Below are 22472 nucleotides of genomic sequence, written 5' to 3' on the forward strand. Positions count from 1 at the left end.
CCTTTTTCCCTCCTTAAACCATGAGCCATTTAGATTTGTGGGCGAAAACAGCCCAAGGGACTAATTTCCATCCCGTCATATGTCACTTGATTGATACAGCGGCTGTCTGTCAGAGGTTGCTTCAACTATTGCCTCCTGCGGCAATCAAGCAGCTACGGAAAGGGCTGGATTTAAGCGATGCCGGGATGCTGGCCTGGGTGCCGTTCTTGGCAGGAACCCACGATACCGGAAAAGTATCTCCGCCCTTCCAATTTCAAGAGTCTGCGGTTTTAGACATTGCCAAGCAACTGGGTAGTGGCTCTCTCTACGATCTCTGGTCAAAACGACCTACCGTATCACCAACAATCGCTAAAGCACCGGGGCATGGAACGCTTACCGCCTGCACCTTACCTGAATATCTGCAAAGCTGGGTTGATGAGGAACTAGCTGCCGAACTGGCAGCAATTGTTGGAGGGCATCATGGATATATCCCCAGACACGAAGATATAGAGAGCATCACAAACGCCTCTCGACAGCGCAAATATCATCTTGGTAATAGTCCTGAATCTCCTCAATGGCGGCAATGGCGAATTGAAATTCTGGATGCCCTTGCAGACTACTGTGGAGTCAAAGATGCTGATGTTCCTCAACAGTGTGATCCAGCAGCAGCAGTTTTGTTGGCAGGTATTACCACTCTGTCTGATTGGCTAGCAAGCAACCAGACCTGTTTCCCCCCTGCGGGAGCCAAACCTAATCTTGTCAATTACATCGACAGCCTGGATGCCAAAGTAGATGCCACACTCAAAGCTGCGCAATGGCATAAATGGCAACCGCATCAGACACCGCTTTCTTTTGTGGAATTGTTCGACAACCAACCACGGGGGTTGCAGGAGGCGATCGAAAACCTCATGCCTAGCTTGTGTGGTGAGCCTGCTCTACTGATTGTGGAAGCGCCTACAGGCGAGGGCAAAACCGAAGCAGCCCTTACCGTAGCCCACTGGAACACCAGCAGTGGAATGCCGGGAGCTTATATAGGAATGCCAACCCAGGCGACTGGTAATGCCCTTTATGATCGCCTCAAAAACTATCTCAATCGTTGGTACTCAGACCAGACTATCAACCTACAACTTGCTCATTCTGCCTCTGCATTAGATGAAAACTTCAGTAGTAGTATCTGTCGTCTAGAGCAAATTCATGAGAAAGACGGTAAGCCATCGGGTGTCTCTGCCAGCGAATGGTTTGTCCACCGCAAACGGGCTCTGTTGGCACCCTGGGGGGTGGGTACGGTTGATCAAGCTTTGGTCGGCATCCTTAGAACCAAGCATCAATTTTTACGCTTGCTGGGCTTAGCAGGCAAGACCGTTATTCTAGATGAAGTACATGCTTACGATGCCTACACTTCACGTTTACTGGATCAGCTCGTTCACTGGTGTGGCATTTTGGGGAGTCCTGTTGTTATTCTCAGTGCCACTCTGAGTTCAGGTCAGCGTCAACGGTTGATCAATAGTTACGCCGAAGGGTTGGGGCTAGTCAAGGTAGAACTGCCAATTGCAGAATATCCGCGGCTCACTATATACGCTCAAGGTAAACCTCAAATCGATCCTTCCTTCAACAAGGATCGACTAGCTGAAATCAACCAAAACAAAAGCATCCAAATTCGTTGGATTGAAGAATCGCAAATTGATGCTCAACTCAATAAAGGAGCTACGGCAATTATTCGCTCAACAGTAAGGCGATGTCAGAAAACAGCAAAGGACTACCCAAAGGCAGTTGTGTTTCATAGCCGCTTCACGCAGGAACATCGTCAACAAAAGGAGTCTTATTGTTTAAAGCAATACGGCAAGCCAAAATCTGAAGAAGATCCACCTAGACCACCATCTTTATTAATCGCGACTCAAGTTATTGAACAGTCACTTGATGTTGACTTTGATGTTTTGATTTCTGATCTTTGTCCTGTTGACTTACTCATTCAACGCATCGGAAGATTATGGCGACATGGTCGTAACAATCGTTCTGTACCAGAACGGGTTATTTATCTGATAAGTCCTAAATTTGGGCAAAGTGGTTTACCCAGCTTTGGTGATGATATTGAAGGCAGGATAGTTAAAGGTAAATATCGGCCAGGAGTATATGATCGGCATTCACTTTTACGCACATGGTATTTATTACGCGATCGCACTTCTATCACTCTACCCCACGACACCGACTATCTTATTGAACAAGCCTATGAGCTTGACAACTCTTCCCCGGTTGAGCTGGCAGAGGCTGGGCAGGAAGATTGGGATAGCAGTTTACAGGCTTATAGAAATTACCAAACCAGTTTAGAAAATCAGGCTGAAAAATGTGTCATTCCTAGCTTAAAACATTACTGCTATGCCGAAAATCTCACGCATCGCAGCGTTGGTGATGAAGAAGTTGAACTCGTTACTCGGTTGGTGAATGCCTCAATGCCACTGATTGTAGATGTAGGAAATGGCAAGGTCATTTGCGACCATCCACCGAAAAAAGATGAGATCCGTAGCGTCTTAACACAACAGGTGAGAATTTCTAGTCCGAGTCTAGTTTATGCCCTGAAAGAAGCACTTCAAAAACAAGAGATTCAAGTTCCTAAAGTCTGGCAAAGTGTGACTTATTTAAAGGATATACCCGTCCTCACAGTGCCCGCTTCAGTTGGTAAGTACTTCATTACCTATGACAAGCGACTAGGACTGTTAACTCATACTGAGACTCGTTAAAAATCTAAGGATAAAATTTCAGCATTATGCCCCAGCTCACAACACTGTCAAAGACTTACGATCTCCTTCGCTTTTTGTACCTCGATCGCTGCGGTTTCCGGTTGCTCAGTGCCGATGTCATTCCACCCCCCAACGTCTTTGGTATCAAGGAAAAGAGCTCAGCCCCCATTCTCATCGCCACAGCCATCTTTCAAGGTGTTTTAGAAGTGACCGCCCCCGCACCGTTTGTATCTACCGTCCAACAAGGGTTAGGGAGAGGTAAATCCTATGGGTGCGGATTACTTTCCTTGGCTCGCATCAAAACCTGATTTATTGAGTTCAAGGTAAATATCATGTCGAGTCTGCGAACGTTGCCCAAAGCTCGAGATCGCATTAGTTTTCTCTATTTCGAGCACTGTCGCATTGAGCAAGATGACCGTGCGATCGCAGTTTTTAAGGAAAAAAGTAAATTCTTTGTGCCCTGTGCCGCCATTGGCACACTGCTACTCGGTCCGGGCACGTCCATTACCCATGCAGCTATTAAAACCCTGGCTGATAATGCCTGTGAGGTACAGTGGGTTGGCCAGGACCTGATGCGGTTTTATGCCAATGGTCGTAGTGGTGCTGGTAATGCGCGGCGGTTAATCCACCAGGCCACCCTCTGGGCTGATTCGATTCAGCGGTTGGCAGTGGTGCGGCGCATGTATGAATTTCGGTTTGATGAAACGCCCGATGAAAATCTGAGCCTGCAACAGATTCGGGGTTTGGAAGGGGTGCGGGTACGTACCTTATATCAGCACTGGAGTAAAAAGACAGGGGTGGACTGGACCGGTCGTAATTATAAAACTGAAGATTGGGATGCGGCGACTCCGATTAATCGGGCGTTATCTATTGCGAATACTTGTTTGTATGCGGTGTGCCAGGCGGCATTACATTCGGTGGGTTATTCGCCAGCATTGGGCTTTATTCATACGGGTAAACCACTGTCGTTTGTGTACGATATTGCTGATATGTATAAGGCAGAAACGACCGTACCGGCTGCGTTTGAGGCGGTGGCTGAAACGTATTTTGATCTGGACCGTCATGTCCGGCAAAAGTGTCGGGAGCGGTTTAGCGACTATCGTTTAATGGGTCAGCTGGTGCGGGATATTGACCGAGTGTTGGGCTTTGGTGATGACGATGAGGCGGAGCCAATTTGCTTTCTTTGGGACGATGTTTTGGAGTCGGTGGAAGGGGGAAAAAATTGGGCAGATAAGGAGGGCTGATGATCGTTGTGGTTTTGGAAAATGTAAAGCCTGTTCTGCGTGGAGAGTTGAGCCGTTGGTTGTTTGAGATTAAGGCTGGGGTTTTTGCTGGAAAGGTTTCGGCTTTGGTCCGGGATGAGCTATGGACTCTGATAGAGCAGAAACTCGGACGGGGATCTGCCGTGATGATCTATCCAAAACGAAACGAACAGGGCTTTGATGCTCGAATGCTTGGAAATCCGTCTAGGTCACTGGTAGACATAGAGGGGGTCCTGTTGGTCAAAAGTGAGTGATTTCGGCTATCTTGGAAGTGTTGTCCCCACACTCGTGGGGGTGGACCGTGGAAAAGATTGGCCAACTCGTCGCCGTTGAAAGTTGTCCCCACACTCGTGGGGGTGGACCGGCCAAACAAAAACGCCCGGTGCTGTCGACGACCGTTGTCCCCACACTCGTGGGGGTGGACCCCACAGCCCGCCAACGGTTACCCCGCAGCCTAGACGTTGTCCCCACACTCGTGGGGGTGGACCGCCGTTGATCAGTGTAATAATGTTGTCCGTACTCCGTTGTCCCCACACTCGTGGGGGTGGACCGTCCGCCAGACTATCCAACTCCGTGGGATGAAAAGTTGTCCCCACACTCGTGGGGGTGGACCGCACTACCGACGCACTGTAACTACCTACTAGATAAGTTGTCCCCACACTCGTGGGGGTGGACCGTACTGAGGATGTCTATGATTACATTCAAGAGAACGTTGTCCCCACACTCGTGGGGGTGGACCGTCTTCTATTTGACTTTCGCTAGACCACGATAGGCGTTGTCCCCACACTCGTGGGGGTGGACCGTTTACGAATCCCCTGCACAAAAGTTAGAGGCGCAGTTGTCCCCACACTCGTGGGGGTGGACCGGCTTCGCGAGAGCTGGACCGCCTCCAAAGAGAGCGTTGTCCCCACACTCGTGGGGGTGGACCGCGATATATCGGGCAACTGGACGACCGTTTACACGGTTGTCCCCACACTCGTGGGGGTGGACCGCTTGAGGGGCGGGGGGGTGTTGACTTCCAGGCTGGTTGTCCCCACACTCGTGGGGGTGGACCGTATCACCGGTGCCGGGAAGGGTCCATCGAACATAGTTGTCCCCACACTCGTGGGGGTGGACCGCCAAGCGGTGCCGTTCCGTCATACTGGATTGGGAGTTGTCCCCACACTCGTGGGGGTGGACCGTACCTCCCGAGCCGCTGAAAGAACACGCGGACAATCGTTGTCCCCACACTCGTGGGGGTGGACCGTACTTTGCCATATACGCGCTTGCATCCTTTCGCAGTTGTCCCCACACTCGTGGGGGTGGACCGCTATATTATCAAAACCGAAACCCTGGACAATGTGGTTGTCCCCACACTCGTGGGGGTGGACCGAGCCAGAAAAGATATGTTTTGCTGAGTATCAAAACGTTGTCCCCACACTCGTGGGGGTGGACCGCCATTGGTTTTCAATTTTCCCGTTAACGCTTCAGCGTTGTCCCCACACTCGTGGGGGTGGACCGAGGATATACCAAGAGAATATACCAAGAGGATATACCGTTGTCCCCACACTCGTGGGGGTGGACCGATGACGGAGAATAAACGGCCTGATTATTACCTACGTTGTCCCCACACTCGTGGGGGTGGACCGGTCGGTTCGATGCTGTCTAATCTCCCGTCTGATAAGTTGTCCCCACACTCGTGGGGGTGGACCGCCATTTTTGGGTACGGTTGAATCATTGAAATAGAAGTTGTCCCCACACTCGTGGGGGTGGACCGGATGATTTGGACAAAAAAAAGCACCCCCCAGGGCCGTTGTCCCCACACTCGTGGGGGTGGACCGGCAATGCTGCGCGGGCGGCAGGGGTGGCCATTGGTTGTCCCCACACTCGTGGGGGTGGACCGTCAGCCTGAAGCAAATGTCCAAGTTGACCGGCTACGTTGTCCCCACACTCGTGGGGGTGGACCGAATCTGCCCATGATTTTCTACAGGAGTTAATCGACGTTGTCCCCACACTCGTGGGGGTGGACCGGGGATGATTGAGCCGATCGAAGGGGGGATTAAGAGTTGTCCCCACACTCGTGGGGGTGGACCGAAAGAAAAGGAAGGGCAGGGAGGAGCAACAGAAGCGTTGTCCCCACACTCGTGGGGGTGGACCGTGAGTAACTGAGCAAAAAGTCACGATAAGAGCCCGTTGTCCCCACACTCGTGGGGGTGGACCGAATTGATTGCGTTTCACCCGGACTCTGACCTGTAGTTGTCCCCACACTCGTGGGGGTGGACCGCAGACTCGAGTCCTCCGTCGGCGGGGCCTCTCTCGTTGTCCCCACACTCGTGGGGGTGGACCGGATATCTACATAGTCGACACCCTCCCTGCTGCCCGTTGTCCCCACACTCGTGGGGGTGGACCGCTCGGCTACATCGTCTAACCCCCAGTCCGACCCGCGTTGTCCCCACACTCGTGGGGGTGGACCGGCGTACTAGGTACGAAGGCTCGCGGAGGATTGGCGTTGTCCCCACACTCGTGGGGGTGGACCGTATGACCCCGAAGACATTCCTGCGGGTGTGATTAGTTGTCCCCACACTCGTGGGGGTGGACCGCTTGAGGGGCGGGGGGGTGTTGACCTCCGGGGTGAGTTGTCCCCACACTCGTGGGGGTGGACCGCAGGTAACTGATATCCCAAAAAAACAAAAAAAGCGTTGTCCCCACACTCGTGGGGGTGGACCGGCTCAGATACGAAAGATTGAATTAACGCTTACAAAGTTGTCCCCACACTCGTGGGGGTGGACCGAGGAATATACCAAGAGACAAGAATTGATTCAGCCGTTGTCCCCACACTCGTGGGGGTGGACCGAAATACCCATGGTAAATACACAGGGCTTATGGGGGTTGTCCCCACACTCGTGGGGGTGGACCGTCATAGGCCAACCACGGCCCAAAGAAGCTGTTGGTTGTCCCCACACTCGTGGGGGTGGACCGACCTACTCCAGTACTATTCATGCCATGCCCTACAGTTGTCCCCACACTCGTGGGGGTGGACCGGTTTTAAGGAATTCTGTGTGGAGGATTCAGCGGGTTGTCCCCACACTCGTGGGGGTGGACCGGACGATTCTGGTCAGAACTCCTCTTTTCGCGTCGTTGTCCCCACACTCGTGGGGGTGGACCGGGCAGATGAGCATTCCATACTAACTATACATAATCGTTGTCCCCACACTCGTGGGGGTGGACCGAGTGTTCAAAAAAGTTTTCACATGAATCACAACCGTTGTCCCCACACTCGTGGGGGTGGACCGGCTGCCTTTGACAGGATTGAAGCCGAAAAAATTCGTTGTCCCCACACTCGTGGGGGTGGACCGCGAATTACGACACCGATGCCAGCTTTGAACGAGCGTTGTCCCCACACTCGTGGGGGTGGACCGAGTATTTCAGCATCAATTTCCTGGTCTGCCGCTGCCGTTGTCCCCACACTCGTGGGGGTGGACCGCAATCCGTATGTGCGCCAGCCGGTGTTATCCCCGGTTGTCCCCACACTCGTGGGGGTGGACTGTACTAAGGGGCAACCAAAAATGTCCAGCAGGTAAGTTGTCCCCACAGCCACCAGTCGCCCCAATAAAGTCATGGCGATAGCATAAGATCAACAGACATCTCCTGGTTCAGCCTCAGGATTTATCACATCGTAGGTAAAGTAACGATCCGGTATACCGTTGTAGATAATGTAATCATCAAAAATGTGAATACCAGGCTGACCGTCAATAGTTGAGATGGCATCCCCCATGGACTTAAGCTGTGCCACCGTCATCTGCAGAGGCCGCTCGTAAGGCTGGTAGTTACTGCGAACCAGGTAGTCCAGTTTAGGATAAATCGACATTTCGACATGGCAACCCAAAATATGGCTGATGGGGTGAGTGTCGCAAAAAACAATCATCCGCCCAATGCTATCCGAGAAAGCTGCCCAATCCGTAATATAAAGACGACCCGGATAGACTAAGTCTCCGGTAAATAATAGATGAGTGTAGGGATCATAAATAGAAACTTCCGCCTCTTCATGACCCGGTGTAGCCAATATCTGAAGCAGTCGTCCCCCCAGATCAAACGTTACCTGATCCTGGGGCCAATTTTGAAATCCATAAAATGTTTGAGTAGCTTCTAAGGTTTTATCCACAATGACTGTGTTGGGCCGGTCTAAAAACTGTGAATCCGCCTCAAAGTGGTCTCGATGCAAGTGGGTATGGGCAACAACCAGCCCATAATTTTCGTGGGGATATTTCGCCAACCATTGGTCGATGAGAGTATCTACAGTTTGCCGCAAAGGAAAAAAGTCTGATGATCGCGTCGCCCCAGTATCGAGCAAAATAGCGCGATCATTGCCAAATAATAGAAACATAAACGGGGCTTCGGGATGCACCGCCATGTTCTGTCGCAGGATGAATGTGTGTTCGTTATATGGGTGAATTTGAATATCTGGATCCGTGTTGTGCTTAGCCGATACCGATCCATGAATCCATCTCACATCCAGGCTACCAGGAGCTGCATTCGGTAAGTCAAAATTAATCAAGTCAGCTATTGTCGGTGCCATGGTGATTTATTCCTTATTTCTCAGCCCAGAAGGATAGTCTCAATAGGGTAAAACATTTAGAAGATCGCAGTTATTGAAATATGCGATCGCAACTACCTTGCTCTGTCCGTGGGCACCAAACTGTCGTAAGCGATGATGGTGCTAGTGATGTTGGGGGGAGTAGCTCTTAATGTAGCAAATGTAACACCTGAACCTCTTGTCCTTTAGACAACTTCCCAATTCTTAAATAAAACCAATATTGCTGTAGATGATCAAAAGATCGAGCATCTGTAGTTCCGATAGGGAACCTTAGGTTATATGCAAATTTCTTGTTATGAAATGCTTACTGACTGGTTTCACAGCCCTTGCACTGGCATTCATTAGTATTCCTGGTTACGCTTTTAGTCCAAAAGATCTCAAGGAACTGCAAGCAACTCGCCAGTGCCCCCGATGTGATTTACGAGGGGCCGATTTGCGCGGCCTATTTCTACAACAGGCCAACCTGCGCCAGGCCAACCTAGCCGGTGCTGATCTAAATGGTGTGGATTTAAAAGGAGCTTTCCTCTATCAAGCAAATCTGCGCGGCGTCGATCTGCGCCACGCTAACCTCAGCCATGTAAACCTGTTCGGTGCTCAGCTAGAAGGGGCCCAACTCGCCAATGCCAATGTGGACCAACACACGGTTATAGATGAACGCTGGCGATTGGTGTGGGAGTTAGCCACCCATGGGCTAGGGGATCATGACCTGCGTGGGGTAGATTTGCCAGGGGCGAACCTCGATGGTGCTGACCTCCGGAACGTGGATCTCACTGCAGCCATCCTCGCCGAAGCTCAATTTGAGGGAACGTTTCTCAGCGGTAGTCTATTTGACCAGGCTCAGATAGACGAGACCAGTTTCTTTCTGGCCGGTTTGCAGGGGGCCGATCTGACTGAGGCCCAGTTACAAAATTTTAGCCTGTGGGCAGCAGACATGGGCTTGGGAGATCTCGCCAGCGCCCATTTGGTCCAAGCGGATTTGACGGGAGCTTATGTTATCCATGCAGACTTAACGGATGCAAACCTGGGAAATGCCAATCTTTCCATGGCTGATCTTCGTCAGGCTACCTTAGATGGGATCGATCTGACTGGGGCACAACTCCAGGGGGCGGGCACCCAGTTTGCCACCTCTCAATTTCAAGATGTTGTGGCAACAGGTATTCGATTACTCAATGCTGACTTAGAGGGATCAGATTTTAGCAATCTTGATCTGAGGGGGACTGACCTCAGCGGAAATAATTTACGTCAGGCGAGATTTGTGAATACAAATCTGAGGGGAGCAAATTTTCAAGATGCGGACCTAAGTTTTACCGATTTTTCCGGGGCTGACCTTACTGGCGCTAATTTGCAACGGGCGACGCTGGAAGGCATTGAGTTTGATCGTCGGACCAATCTTTGCGGGACGATCATGCCGGATGGCAGTGAGCACAGATGCAATTAAGGAACTGCACTACATGGGTATCAACTTAAGCCAGAAAATTCTGGCTAGGATAGTATTCAGGAACCAGAAGCCAGCGAGGCCCTGACTCCTGACTCCTGAATACTATCCCTGGAACAACGTCCCGCTTTGAGTTGGCACCCTGCGGGGGGAATAAATCCTGAATTACTTCGCAAGTTTTATTGACAGATACAAATGCATGGGCTATTAATAAGTGAGTGATCACTCATTAATTCGCTTGTGCAGATTTACTTCTTTACCACAGGTAGATATCATGAAACGTCAATTTGGTTTACTCCTTTCTAGCGCAACCTTGCTAACAGCGATGACTACGGTTGCGATCGCACAAACTAACCCTTCCCATCTCCCCTCTACAAAAGCCCACTCAGAAATCTCAGCGATGGCTAAAGGTGGTCCCGGTGGAAACATTTCAGAAATTCAGGAGCTGGATTTAACAGCTGACCAACAAGAAGAGCTAGAGGACATTCAAGCAGACATTGTTGAACAAATGTCAGAAGTTCTAACCCCTGAACAAGTTGAAGTCTTTACAGAGAGTCAAAACAGTGGAGATACGAGCAGCATGCGCAGCATGATGATGAGTCTGGATGGGAGTCAGCGCTCGTCAGTGATGAGCATTATGCGTTCTGCCGAAGATGACATGATGGATGTGCTGACGCCTGAACAGCGGGAGCAAATTGAAGGCAGCGATCCTAGAGATCGAAACTAAACCACGTCCAAGTTGAAACCTGGAGGTTTCCCAACAAAAAAACTACAGTTCTGGACGTGGACAGGGTTTAATTCACTCAAGCGTCCTATCAGTTTTAGGTGTGGGGCGGCTATTCCTCTCGCCCCATGCCTTTCCTGTGTAGAGGAAATTTTATTCCAAGCGTTATTTGTGCTGACTAATCGGCTCAACATCAGATTTGGCGTTCAGGAAACCGATGTCGGTGTGGTGGGCCACAATTGTGGTGGGCCACAATTTCAGCCTCTTTGATCTGTTCTAAAAGTTGCAGAATGTCTTAAAGGTAATGAGATGAAAGAGAATCAACTGTCTGACGTTTTAAGTACATGGGCTGCTTTTCCTAAAATCGCTTTCTCACGGCGATGGCTTTGGGCTGGTTTACCTTTTCTGGCACTGTTAGCTGTTCTCTTTGGCAGAAATCTGTTGGTCAACGGTCAAGCTTCAGATTCGGAGCTGCTCACCCAAGCAGTCGAGCAAGCAACGGTGCCCGTTGTGATTACGGCAAATGGTACCGTAGAGGCTGAGCGGTCAATTAATCTGAGCCCTAAAAACGCAGGGGTTGTAGCAATGCTGCTGGTGGAGGAAGGCGATCGCGTCACTCAAGGCCAGGTAGTCGCCTTAATGGATGATTCCAACTTACGCGGGGAACTGCTACAGGTACAGGGACAGCTAGCCCAGCAAAAAGCTAATTTAGACCTACTGATTACAGGCGAGCGTCCAGAAGATATTGCCAGGGCCGAAGCTCAGCTAGCCGAGGCCGAAGCCAGCTTACAAGAGTTACGCTCAGGCAATCGCGATCAAGAAATTGCCCAGGCCGAGGCTCGCCTGCAACGGGTGCAAACCACTCTGCAACAACGAGAGACCAACCTGCAACGCTACGAATCTCTTTACAGCGCGGGTGCTATCTCCCGAGAAGAGGTGGAGCAAAAGCGAGCTGATCGAGATGTGTCCAAAGCCGAAGTGAGAGAAGCTCAAGAATCTTTAGCGCTGCAGAAGGCGGGTACTCGCACCGAACAAATCGTCCAGGCTGAGGCTCGCACTGAGCAACAAAGACAGAGCGTCGCTGCCCTCAAAGCAGGCAATCGTGCGGAAGATATTGCCCAGGCCCAGGCCCAGGTGCGCTCAGCCGAAGGGTCGCTACAAACCACAGAAGCCAAACTTCAAGATACGGACATCAAAGCCCCTTTTGATGGCGTAGTGAATCAAATATATGCCGAGCTAGGAGCGTTTGTGAGTCCTTCAGTATCTGGCGGCAGTACAGAGTCATCATCCTCTTCTTCTATTTTGCAGCTTTCGAGTGTTCGCAACGAAGTCATCGTCAATCTTCCCGAATCCCAAATTTCTAAGATTGAAGTCGGTCAGCCGGTGGTAATCAAAGCCGATGCCTTTCCCGGTGAAACCTTCACCGGCCAGGTTGAGAGAATTGCAGCGCAGGCAACCATCAGCCAAAATGTTACCAGCTTTGAAGTATGGCTATCGCTTGAGCTGCCCAAAGCGGAAAAGCTGAAAGTGGGCATGAATGTAGAAACACAATTTGAAGTGGGTCGTTTGGAGAATGCGCTACTGGTGCCTAATGCGGCAGTGGTCAGAGGGGCAGACGGCGAGGGTGTGTATGTCTTAGAAGGTGATGAACCCGTATTTCAAGTAATTGAAACCGGTGCCACGGCCCAGGGTAAAACAGAAGTGGTCTCTGGGCTTGATGGTGACGAACAGGTGTTGATTTCTCCACCGCCTGAGGCTGGGACTTCAGGCGGTTTTCAGTTTCCACCTCGCTAATGTGGCGCAGCTCCATTGAAACGCTAACACTTAAAAGAATATGACCTTATTTAGCAGCGATTCTCTCCAAGCTTCATCTCAAGTAGCCTTACAGCCAGAAAAGCAGGCCCACCATGTCTCTCAGGTAGAGATTATAGAAATGTCTTTGGAAGCGCTGTGGAGCAACAAGCTTCGGAGTGCGCTTACCATGCTAGGCGTCATTATTGGGATTGGCTCTGTGATCTCGATTACCTCTATTGGGCAAGGTATCCAAAAATCGACAGAAGAGAGTATTCGAAGTCTGGGAACAGATGTGTTGCAGGTAATTGCAGGGCAAGCTGAAAGCGAGGGGATTAGCCAAGGATCAGTAACAACGCTGACGTGGGAAGATGCTCAGGCGATTGCGCAGCAGGCTCCTTCAGCAATGGTAGTATCGGCCTATTTACAGCGCAACGCCCAAGTTGTGTATGGCGAGAACAACACGTCAACAACGGTGTATGGTACAGATTTGGCACACCCTGATGCTCGCAATACTTATCCTGCTCAGGGACGATTTTTCACTGAAGAAGAGCTGGAAAACTCGGCATCGGTTGCGGTGATTGCCCCTACGGTTCAGGCCAACTTGTTCTCGCCAGACGTCGATCCGATTGGCAAGAAAATTCGCATTCAGGGCGAAATCTACGATGTGATTGGCATCATGGAGGCTAAAGGCTCTCAAGGCCCGCAAGATCGCGATGACGCGGCCTATATTCCATTAACCACCATGTCGGCTCGCATGATTGGCAACAACTCGCTGATGGGTGTTTCTGTCAACGGCATCTATGTAAAAGGTGGAGATGAGAGTCAGCTAGAGGCGGTAAAGTTTCAGCTAGAAAATATTTTGCGGTTGCGTCACGATATTGCTCAGCCTGAAGATGATGATTTTCGAATTATTAATCAGGCCGATATTTTAGAAACACTCAATACGGTGCTAGGGCTGCTGACCACTCTGATTGTGGCCATCGCGGGCATCTCTTTGGTTGTTGGCGGCATCGGTATCGCCAACATCATGCTCGTATCAGTAGTCGAGCGCACCCGCGAAATAGGAATTCGCAAAGCCCTCGGTGCCACTGAGCGGACTATTCTGAGCCAGTTTTTAACCGAGTCTATCGTGATCTCTTTGGCCGGTGGCAGTATCGGGATTACGCTTGGCGTTGTGATTACCTTTGTCTCAGCAACCGCTTTTAAATTTCCGTTTATTGTTTCTAGCAGCGCTGTGTTTGCAGGCTTCGGATTATCCACAGCGGTAGGATTAGTCGCGGGTGTTATCCCTGCTAGAAATGCATCTAGGCTCGATCCGATTGTGGCGCTCAGAAGCGAATAAGCAGCAGTGAATCAGCAAAAGCAAAAAACTATGATCAAAATGACAGACATTACCAAGGTTTACCAGCTAGGTGATGTCGATGTCCCCGTTTTGAAAGGCATCGATTTGACGATTGACGCCAGCGAATATGTTTCGATTATGGGTGCATCAGGGTCGGGGAAATCGACCCTGATGAATATTATTGGCTGCCTTGATAGACCTACCAAAGGACGTTACTTCCTAGAAGGACGCGATTTAACCACGCTCAGCAAAGACGAACTTGCCTTCATTCGCAATCAAAAAATTGGGTTTATTTTTCAGCAGTTTAATTTGCTACCCCGATCCACAGCGGTAGAAAATGTGATGCTGCCGATGGTGTATGCCGGGGTGCCCAAGGGTGAAAGACGCGATCGCGCTGAAGCTGCTTTAACCAAAGTTGGACTTAGCGATCGCCTGACCAATCGGCCCAATCAGCTTTCGGGTGGCCAACAGCAGCGGGTTGCGATCGCACGCGCTCTAGTCAATGAACCTGCCCTCTTGCTGGCAGACGAACCCACTGGAGCCCTCGACAGCAAAACCTCCCAAGAGGTCATGAGCTTATTCAACGAGCTGAACAGCCAAAATATTACAATTGTCATCATCACCCATGAAACCGAGGTAGCTGAGCAAGCGAAACGACTGATTCGGGTGCAAGACGGGTTAATCGTGAGTTAGCGTCTTGAGCGGAAATTCAGACCACAGGTTCAGACCGTGCATCCAGACTATCCTAAGTGGTCTAATAAGCGGTCAAAACTAAGGGGTCAAAGTACTGTTTGGCCCATGCAGTAGCATAAACGCCTACCTCACACTGTATCTTGAAGAAAGGTCGCTGTAGATAGCAGCACCTAATTTTCACTATAACGACTCAGTTAGCACATTGTGATATGGCTAGGCCACGCAAAATTACCACCGAGCAAATCTTAAAAGCAGCGCAGGCGATTTTCTTAGAGAAAGGATTTGGCGCTTCGACCAAAGAAATCGCCAGTGAGGCAGGGATTGCGGAGGGGTCTATATTTAAACGGTTTCCTACAAAAGAAGAGCTGTTTATCGCCGCGATGGGCATGTCACAGGTTTCTTCTTTTGTTTCCTTTGTAGAGACAATGTCCGGCCAAGACAGCTTGCCGGAGAATCTTGAAAAAATCGGGCTTGAAATGATTCGTCTCTTGCAGGAGCTTCTCCCCAAAATGATGATGCTGAAATCTAAGGGGCTGCCTGTGCCGGCTATGATGCTGAAACATGGCGCGGCTCCCCCCGTTAGAATTCTAACAACATTGACTCATTTTTTTGAAAAAGAGATTTCCTTAGAGCGAATGTGTCACCGCGATCCGCAAATCGTTGCGATGATATTTACGGGCAGTTTGATTGAGTATGTTTTTCTCACGCAGCTGTCTGCTCCGCTGCCTGATGCTGAGGACTACGTAAAGTCTATGGTTGAAGTTTTTTGGATCAGCATTCAACCTTCAAGTGTTAGCCCTGAGCCGCTAAAATAGCGTTGTCGCATAGGACACAAACGTTGTCAGCAGGACCAGCGTCACTAGCAACAATCTGACCGTGCACTTTACACATAAATGGAAGTGTATGAGAGAATAGAAGAGCTTTTAGAAGAGGTGTGTATAAAGAAAGGAATTCATGCTTTGAAACGCCTTAGGGCTTGTTAAAAAATAAGATCATGGCTTTGTTGATTTAAATCATGGCTTAACAAGCCTTTCAGGCTTATCCCATGAGGTAGTTTCTTAACAGCTACTTAGCCATGAGCATGACTGTTTTAGCACCGCAGACCGGTTTAGCCCTCCGCACTGTCCAAAAATTGAGATATTTTGAGATATTAAACCTATGAGCATTGACCTTTTCTCACCCTTCAAGCTTGGTGCAATTCATCTTCCTAACCGCATTGTGATGGCACCGATGACGCGGTTGCGAGCGCTCGGTAGTGTTCCCCAACCGCTAATGGCCACCTATTACGCCCAACGCGCCACCGCAGGCTTAATCGTCACAGAATGCACTATGGTTTCACCCTTGAGCAACGGGTACATAAACTGCCCGGGGATCTATGCACCGGAGCAGATTGCAGGGTGGCAGCAAGTTACTGACGCTGTTCATCAAGCAGGCGGCAGAATTTTCCTCCAGCTCTGGCACTGTGGCCGCCTCTCCCACCCTGCAATGTTAGAAGGCCAACAGCCGATTGCTCCTAGTGCGATCGCAGCTACAGGTGAACTCCACACACCAGTTGGAAAAGTCGCCATGCCAATCCCTCGCGCGCTGGAGACAGATGAAATTCCTGACATTGTTGAGCAGTTTCGTATAGGAGCTGAAAACGCCAAGACAGCTGGATTTGACGGTGTAGAACTGCACGGAGCCTTCGGCTATCTCATCGACCAGTTCCTGCAAGATGGCTCAAATCAAAGAACAGATGACTATGGTGGCTCAGTGGAAAATCGCGCGCGGTTCTTACTAGACGTTGTGGCCGCTGTTACCAGCGTATGGGGCGCCGATCGAGTAGGCATTAAGCTTTCACCCAGCAATACCTTTCACGACATCCTAGATTCAAACCCTAAGGCTACTTTTAGCTATGTACTGCAAGCACTCAACCCCCTGGGGTTAGCGTACGTTCATCTGATGGAGCCCAATGAAATGGATTTACAAACCCGAGATGTGCTTAACCCAGTCTTGTCGCTGTTTCGGCCTGACTATCTAGGAACAGTGATAGCCAACTGCAATTACACCCAAGCAACTGCAAACGCAGCCGTAGCCCAAGGAGAGGCCGATTTGGTATCTTTCGGCAAGTTGTTTATCTCCAATCCAGATTTACCCAAGCGCTTTCGCACCAATGCATCGTTGAGTGACCCTGATCCCAGCAAATTCTATAGCAGCGGTGCAGAGGGATATATCGACTATCCCTCCCTATAAAAAGCCGCAACTTAAGTTTTGTGATAGACTCTGGCAAAAGTCGTTGTGCAGGGTATCAACTTAAGCCAGAAAATCCTGGCTAGGTGGGGAATCAGGGGCCAGAAGCCAGTGAGGCCCTGACTCCTGACTTCTGAATACTATCCTTGGGAAAACGTCTCGCTTTGAGTTGGTACCCGTTGTGAACCATTTGTATTTAAACTAACAATTCATCCATCAAGCCCGAAAGAGTTTGTGTGATTACAATGACGTCTCCTAACCCTGCCGATAGCGTTCCAACACCCATTGCCGATACTTGGCAGATCAAAGCCACCTTGCTATTGGTTAGCACCCTGACCGTCATGGCGGGGGCGACTATTGCACCATCGTTGCCGACCATGCAGGTGTATTTCAACGAAACCCCGAATGCTGAATTTTGGGTGCGACTGGTGCTAACCATGCCAGCCCTATTCATTGTTATCGGCTCACCGATCGCCGGGCAACTCGTCGATCGCGCTGGGCGCAAATCGCTGCTGCTGGGATCGGCGGTTCTCTATGGACTGGCAGGTAGCTCTGGCTTTGTGTTGGATTCCCTCTTTGCCATTTTGATCGGACGAGCACTGCTGGGCTTAGCCGTCGCTGGAATAATGGTCAGCGCTACAACGCTGATTGCTGACTATTACCAAGGAGATGCCCGCGCTAACTTTATGGGGTTGCAGGCCGCATTTATGGGCTTTGGCGGCGTTTTATTTTTGTCGGTGGGTGGATTTATTGCCGAGTTAAATTGGCGGCTACCTTTTCTGATCTATCTGTTTTCTTGGCTGCTATTACCAGGTATTGTCCTTGCTCTATACGAACCCTCTCTGTCTAAATCCGGCACAGATACAACTACAGCAGATCCTAAAGCAGAGATGCCGGTCAAGCTTTTGGTCTTGATTTATGGCTCAGCGCTGATCCAACAGATTGTCTTCTATTTAATCCCGGTACAACTTCCCTTTTATCTAGAAAAAATTACAGGAGCAGGGGCTACAGAGACGGGTCTGGCCATCGCCTTTGCAATCCTCTTTAGTGCATTTGCTTCGTTGAACTATGGCCGTTTTAAGAAACGGTTTAGCTTTATCAAAATTTTAGCGATCGCATTTTTCCTGATCGGGCTGGGCTACTTTGGCATTGGCCTGGTCAGCAATTACTGGTTGATTTTATGTGTTCTCATTCCCACCGGGATTGGGCTGGGTTTGATGATGCCCAATCTGAATGTTTGGACGGCCAACGAAGTTCCCGATGCGTTTCGAGGGCGAGCTTTAGGAGGCCTAACCACATTTATGTTCCTAGGGCAGTTTCTCTCACCCATTGTGTCTCAACCGGTTCGACAAGCTTTGGGCATGACCGCGACCTACGGTCGAGTCGGTGTTTATCTAATTGTCCTCGCGACACTTTTGTGGATATATGGCAAACGCATTTGTCGCATGGTTAATAGCACTGCGAATGAAAAGGTTTTGTCACATGATTCGATTTGACTAATTGTATTGGTGGATTGATGGGTTAAGGAATACTCCTGCAAAAAGTGTTGTTTCCTACTCTTTACCACGTTATTTTTCCGGGGATGTTGGGGATTCTGATGTCATTTTCCGCTGCCAACGTGTTTCTGTCTCGATCTCTTTACTCAGAAAATAATTGAGAAATGTGCGAATAACGGCAATCACCGCCAGCTGGCCTAGGGCATCAAACGAGGGGGCAACGGTCGTACCCAAAATATCGGCCCCCAACTGAAACTCTAAGGCCAGTGCCAGCCAAGACCCCAGGGTCAAGCGAATTTCAATAAAGGGTGGGGTATATATCCGCTGCGGCTGCATGAATACTAATCGCATACAGGCCACCAGCCCCAGTAAAATGCATAGGACCGAGATCGCCTCAAAGCCGAACTTCAGCACGGCAACAACCTCGATCAGCCCACCTTCAATGAATTCCATAAATTGCGTTTCCCCCAGAATTTTCCTCACCTTACCTCAAACCCAGGGTGGTTCTTCTAGTTGCCCTTTAAACGTTGCCCTTTAGACAATGCCAACAGTCTTGGTCAATCGCCCAGTAGATGTCTATGTTGCTAGGGTATCAATTTAGGCCGGGAAATCCTGGCTGGGTGGGGAGTCAGGGGTCAGAAGCCAGAAGCCGGTAAGGCAATGACTTCTACCCCCTGTAGAGCTTGCTCTTCTCAAAGAGTATTCTAAATTCTGTCCTTGGGAAAACGTCTCGCTTTGAGTTGGTAACCTGTTGCAAAGACTGTCCTATTGTTAGTGGGTTTCCCTTGATTTCCTGATCGATCGGTGGGCCAGAACCACAACGTGAATTGCCTTGGGTAACCTAACCCCTGATTAATGGCTGGTAACGGCCCTTAGGATCGAATCATATCGTCGCTGCTGATCCCGATAGATGGCATCCCAATGATTGCCTAATCCAGGCGCATCCCAATACCCCGTATCCGGATCTAGAAACGCTTTCGTCCTGGCCCAGACAATCTGCGATTGACTATCCATCGACTGCTGTTTCGCCGCATACAGCCAGTTAATATACCCCCGATCCAGGGCTGCTAACGGGGCCTGATTCGCCAGGTCAATGCCATTCAGTTCTTCTAACTGAGATAAACTAAAGGCTTTTGCCTGGGCCTGTCGTCGCAGTTCTAGTGCTTGCCCTTGTAGTCGCCGCAGTTGTTTTTGATCCGCTTCTTCCGGTGAAGCGGCCCCATGCTGATAGGAGAAACTACCCAGATTCCACACCCCGTTGCCAGGGTCAACATGACCATAGTAGGCACTGGTATAGCCTCCGGTGGGGGTGCGTGTCCCCTCAGCGCTGCCTACGGCCTTTGAGATCAGAGAACTCACGCCCCCTGCAAATAAATCGCTGCTGGGCTCAGGCTCGATCGGGTTTATTGTAGGCCGATGGTTCGGTTCTGCAGGGCGATCCGGCAAAAAAGTCAGTGCAACAGGTGAAGTGGAGTGCGTTGTTGCACGGGCGGTGGACTGGGCGGGTTGAGCTACGTCAAACTTGAGGGCGACGGTGTTAGCTTGGGCCGTGGCGGCGAAGCCCAGACTGAGCGTCAGGCCGGTTAAGGCCGTAAGAATGGATTTGAGGACGGATTGTTGCATGTTTAATTGAGATGGGTGCTTGAGATGGGTGTGAGTGGATATGTAGGGGCATCCCTGGTGGGCCTGAAAACCCGTGAGCATGCCCTAGGGCGACGACTTTAGCAGCTGTTTGATGAACTGTGCCGATGGTTCTACCATGGCCCAGGTGCCATCGGGTTCCCGACGCAGCATGGCAAAAATCAAATGGTGAGCCCGACCAATGGTCTGTCCTTGTTGTCTCGGGCCAAATTGAGTCCGGCTGAGACCGCATAGCCGAAATAGGTAGGCCGGGATGTCGTCACTGGAAACCAAGACACAGTCCATTGCAGTGGGTTCGACGGTGCCATTAAATGGCATTCGCACCGCATCGCCACCGAGTTCAAGGCTAATGTCGCCGAGGCTGCTGCTAACTGGGTAACCAGAGATTTCTGTGCCCATGGGTAAGGACCAATTCTGATGTAAGTTGAGGATGCGTGGAGCAGGTGTCGAACGGCCACAGCCCCCGATCAGGCTGAGGACCAGTCCTAGGCTGATACATTTAGCAAAAGAAAGTAACATGACTAAGAATGTGAAAACTACCGTAGGGATATTCTTGTGGATGGTCTAAGTTTCGGGGCTGACATTGTATTGTCCCGTGTGGGATGCCAGCCCCAGGGGATAATTGGGCCCTATTGAAAACTGAAGGAGAATCCAGCGTACTCCTCCCCTTCGTAGAGCATGACTAGCCAGGTAGAGGGTTCAAACGCCAAGGGGTAAACTTCGCGGGTAGCAGTGACGCCCTCGCGGATTTCTATGCTAGGCAACTGACAGTAAGGTTCTGCCACAATATCTCGAACAGTTTGTTGATTGGAGCGTTCTGGCACGGTGAGAATTTGGCCAAGCTGTTCCCTAGAGAGGACTGCAGACGACTGTACAATTTTTTGGCAGTTGTCTTTACCGTGGACAGGGGTAGCGTCTGCTTTGAAATAATTGCCCGCATTGAGCAGTAGGCCGACTACGGCTATCCCCCAACCGGCTGCCATAAAATAGTGACCGCGCCACCAACCCTTGGTGGAGTGCTGTCCTACATTACTCCAGGCTTTGAACCATGGATAGGGTGTCCGTTGACTCGCGTTTCGGGAAGTAGAACGAGGGGAACGACGGCGAACTGGGGTCCGGGGAGAAAGTTGTTGTGTCATGGCTATGGTTAGAGGTGAATGGGAGATGGACTTAATGGGAGCCTACACAGACCGTCAATGGAGCTGTGGTTAGGAATAGATGGGCGAAAAATGTGGTGTTCTGTACCTATCCACAAGTATAGGAGAAAGATTTTCAGATGGGTACAGTGAGTTTTGCAGATGATTGGCGATGAAAACCTCTAAAAGCTTTACCGGCAAAGCAAATAGCTTCTGCTCAAAATGTTTCCCTCAGCCGTTGAAACAGGTTTAATAAATGATCTGAGGAGAATTGTATTTGTGCAACAACGCTCTTTTTTCATGCAGCTTTATAGGCTCTGTTGGGGTATCAACTCAAAGCGGGACGTTTTCCCAAGGATAGTATTCAGAAGTCAGGAGTCAGAAATCAGGGCCTCACTGGCTTCTGACTCCTGACTCCTGATTCCCCCCTAGCCAGGATTTCCCGGCTTAACTTGATACCCTCTTGCAATAAATTATTGAAGGCAGAATACCTCCATCGTCACCCGCCTGATTATGCAGTAACCCCGAAGATTTGGTTTTGGGATAATTTATAGGCCATTGCCGATGAGGATGAAGGGTGCCCAGTAGTAGGGGTGGGATAGGTTGTTAGGATCAAGGCCGATGGATTCGGCGAGTTCTAGGCCGCCTCGGTCGCTGTTTTCGTTGATGTTGATCAGGGCTAGCTGGGCCTGTTGGAGGGCGGCGGTTTTGCTAAGGTTGCCCAGGAGCAGGGCTTTGTAGAATTCGCCCATGAGGATTTGGGTGCCGCCGTCGTCTACCGCCCAGAGGGAAGATATGGCGGCACGGGCTCCGGCGTTTTGCATTAGGTAGCCAAAGCCGAGGATTTCTTCGCCGTTGCCGAAGGTGTTATCTACGCCGGTTTCGCAGGCGCTGAGGACGACAAGATCAACGTGGGTAAGGTTGAGGAGACCGTCTTTGAAGTCTCTGAGGGTCCAGCGTTCTTTGTTGTTAAAGAGAATGAAGGAGTCTTCGGGCTGGCCGACGAGGAACTTGGCGTGGGTGGCGAGGTGGAGAATGGTATGGCGGTTGGCGTCGCGTTCGATGCGGGCACGGTTGAAGTCGGTATCTAGCAGTGGAGTTGCCGTGGAGGAAAGGGCGGCAATGGCATTGACCTCGTCGTCTACATGGGCGAGGTGGGGAAAATTGTAGGAGTTGTCGCCGACTTCGATGGTGACTGCATCGTCGGTGAGGGCTCCGGCAAGGATTTTGGGATCATTGCGGTTAGGCGGGGTGTTTAGATCGATTAGGCTGGCGGCGGTGATGTGGTTAATGCGATAGCGTTCGGCTAGTGCAGTGTCAAAGCTTAATTTTAGGGTAAACGGAGGCTAGCTTACAGCGAGCATCATCGACCTTCATCTGCCAGTCAACCCCCCGTTGCCTGTGGTTGATATCGTTTGACCAAGCGGTCGTTT

Annotated in this window: 18 protein-coding genes and 1 CRISPR repeat array; of the genes, 12 read left to right on the forward strand and 6 right to left on the reverse strand. The window is 50.4% G+C overall.

The window, feature by feature from the left end; translation table 11 throughout:
* The first annotated feature begins 20 nt into the window (after nucleotides 1–20).
* Genes cas3 through cas2e form a run of 4 tightly spaced genes read left to right on the forward strand, consistent with a single transcriptional unit; the run spans nucleotide 21 to nucleotide 4230 of the window.
* Nucleotides 21–2714, forward strand: a complete 2694-nt coding sequence (gene cas3, locus VB741_RS09155; RefSeq protein WP_323364860.1) for a CRISPR-associated helicase Cas3' — start codon at nucleotides 21–23, stop codon at nucleotides 2712–2714.
* 26 nt (nucleotides 2715–2740) lie between these two features.
* A complete protein-coding gene (locus VB741_RS09160) occupies nucleotides 2741–3022 on the forward strand; it encodes a type I-E CRISPR-associated protein Cas6/Cse3/CasE (RefSeq protein ID WP_323364861.1) in 282 nt (93 codons plus the stop codon).
* A gap of 24 nt (nucleotides 3023–3046) precedes the next feature.
* Entirely contained in the window at nucleotides 3047–3958 is a 912-nt protein-coding gene (cas1e, locus tag VB741_RS09165; RefSeq protein ID WP_323364862.1) for a type I-E CRISPR-associated endonuclease Cas1e, read from the forward strand.
* Nucleotides 3958–4230, forward strand: a complete 273-nt coding sequence (gene cas2e / locus VB741_RS09170; RefSeq protein WP_323364863.1) for a type I-E CRISPR-associated endoribonuclease Cas2e — start codon at nucleotides 3958–3960, stop codon at nucleotides 4228–4230. The genes cas1e and cas2e overlap by 1 nt, the downstream gene beginning before the upstream one ends.
* 19 nt (nucleotides 4231–4249) lie before the next feature.
* Nucleotides 4250–7502: a CRISPR direct-repeat array (repeat unit 29 nt; unit sequence GTTGTCCCCACACTCGTGGGGGTGGACCG).
* Nucleotides 7503–7589: 87 nt separating this feature from the next.
* Here the strand turns inward: cas2e and VB741_RS09175 are convergent.
* Complete coding sequence (locus VB741_RS09175) at nucleotides 7590–8531, reverse strand: MBL fold metallo-hydrolase (protein ID WP_323364864.1); 942 nt, start codon at nucleotides 8529–8531, stop codon at nucleotides 7590–7592.
* 313 nt (nucleotides 8532–8844) lie between these two features.
* Between VB741_RS09175 and VB741_RS09180 the strand changes: the two genes are divergently transcribed.
* The 8 genes from VB741_RS09180 to VB741_RS09215 all read left to right on the forward strand — a co-directional run bounded on the left by VB741_RS09180 (nucleotide 8845) and on the right by VB741_RS09215 (nucleotide 18262).
* Complete coding sequence (locus VB741_RS09180; protein ID WP_323364865.1) at nucleotides 8845–9987, forward strand: pentapeptide repeat-containing protein; 1143 nt, start codon at nucleotides 8845–8847, stop codon at nucleotides 9985–9987.
* A gap of 271 nt (nucleotides 9988–10258) precedes the next feature.
* A complete protein-coding gene (locus VB741_RS09185; protein ID WP_323364866.1) occupies nucleotides 10259–10711 on the forward strand; it encodes a Spy/CpxP family protein refolding chaperone in 453 nt (150 codons plus the stop codon).
* Between the two features lie 306 nt (nucleotides 10712–11017).
* Nucleotides 11018–12502, forward strand: a complete 1485-nt coding sequence (locus VB741_RS09190; RefSeq protein ID WP_323364867.1) for an HlyD family secretion protein — start codon at nucleotides 11018–11020, stop codon at nucleotides 12500–12502.
* A gap of 139 nt (nucleotides 12503–12641) precedes the next feature.
* On the forward strand, nucleotides 12642–13844 hold the full coding sequence (locus VB741_RS09195; protein ID WP_442786328.1) for an ABC transporter permease: 1203 nt from the start codon (nucleotides 12642–12644) through the stop codon (nucleotides 13842–13844).
* A 30-nt stretch (nucleotides 13845–13874) separates the two neighbouring features.
* Nucleotides 13875–14537, forward strand: a complete 663-nt coding sequence (locus VB741_RS09200) for an ABC transporter ATP-binding protein (protein ID WP_323364869.1) — start codon at nucleotides 13875–13877, stop codon at nucleotides 14535–14537.
* Between the two features lie 209 nt (nucleotides 14538–14746).
* The gene (locus tag VB741_RS09205; RefSeq protein WP_323364870.1) at nucleotides 14747–15352 is read left to right on the forward strand and encodes a TetR/AcrR family transcriptional regulator; all 606 of its coding nucleotides are present in this window, start codon (nucleotides 14747–14749) and stop codon (nucleotides 15350–15352) included.
* Nucleotides 15353–15695: 343 nt separating this feature from the next.
* Complete coding sequence (locus VB741_RS09210; RefSeq protein WP_323364871.1) at nucleotides 15696–16769, forward strand: alkene reductase; 1074 nt, start codon at nucleotides 15696–15698, stop codon at nucleotides 16767–16769.
* Between the two features lie 242 nt (nucleotides 16770–17011).
* Nucleotides 17012–18262: an MFS transporter gene (locus VB741_RS09215; RefSeq protein WP_323364872.1), complete on the forward strand. Its 1251-nt coding sequence runs from the start codon at nucleotides 17012–17014 to the stop codon at nucleotides 18260–18262.
* 72 nt (nucleotides 18263–18334) lie between these two features.
* On the opposite strand, the gene VB741_RS09220 is transcribed toward VB741_RS09215, so the two are convergent.
* The 5 genes from VB741_RS09220 to VB741_RS09240 form a co-directional block, all read right to left on the reverse strand.
* Nucleotides 18335–18715: a DUF1622 domain-containing protein gene (locus VB741_RS09220; protein ID WP_323364873.1), complete on the reverse strand. Its 381-nt coding sequence runs from the start codon at nucleotides 18713–18715 to the stop codon at nucleotides 18335–18337.
* Between the two features lie 399 nt (nucleotides 18716–19114).
* Nucleotides 19115–19885, reverse strand: a complete 771-nt coding sequence (locus VB741_RS09225) for a hypothetical protein (RefSeq protein ID WP_323364874.1) — start codon at nucleotides 19883–19885, stop codon at nucleotides 19115–19117.
* Nucleotides 19886–19969: 84 nt separating this feature from the next.
* Entirely contained in the window at nucleotides 19970–20422 is a 453-nt protein-coding gene (locus tag VB741_RS09230; RefSeq protein ID WP_323364875.1) for a hypothetical protein, read from the reverse strand.
* Nucleotides 20423–20532: 110 nt separating this feature from the next.
* Nucleotides 20533–21042: a hypothetical protein gene (locus VB741_RS09235; RefSeq protein ID WP_323364876.1), complete on the reverse strand. Its 510-nt coding sequence runs from the start codon at nucleotides 21040–21042 to the stop codon at nucleotides 20533–20535.
* A 545-nt stretch (nucleotides 21043–21587) separates the two neighbouring features.
* Nucleotides 21588–22331 (reverse strand): CHAT domain-containing protein, encoded by a 744-nt coding sequence (locus tag VB741_RS09240; protein WP_323364877.1) that lies wholly within the window; start codon nucleotides 22329–22331, stop codon nucleotides 21588–21590.
* Between the last annotated feature and the right edge of the window lie 141 nt (nucleotides 22332–22472).

The organism is Leptothoe sp. PORK10 BA2, assembly GCF_034932105.1.
Classification (GTDB): Bacteria; Cyanobacteriota; Cyanobacteriia; order Phormidesmidales; family Phormidesmidaceae; genus Leptothoe.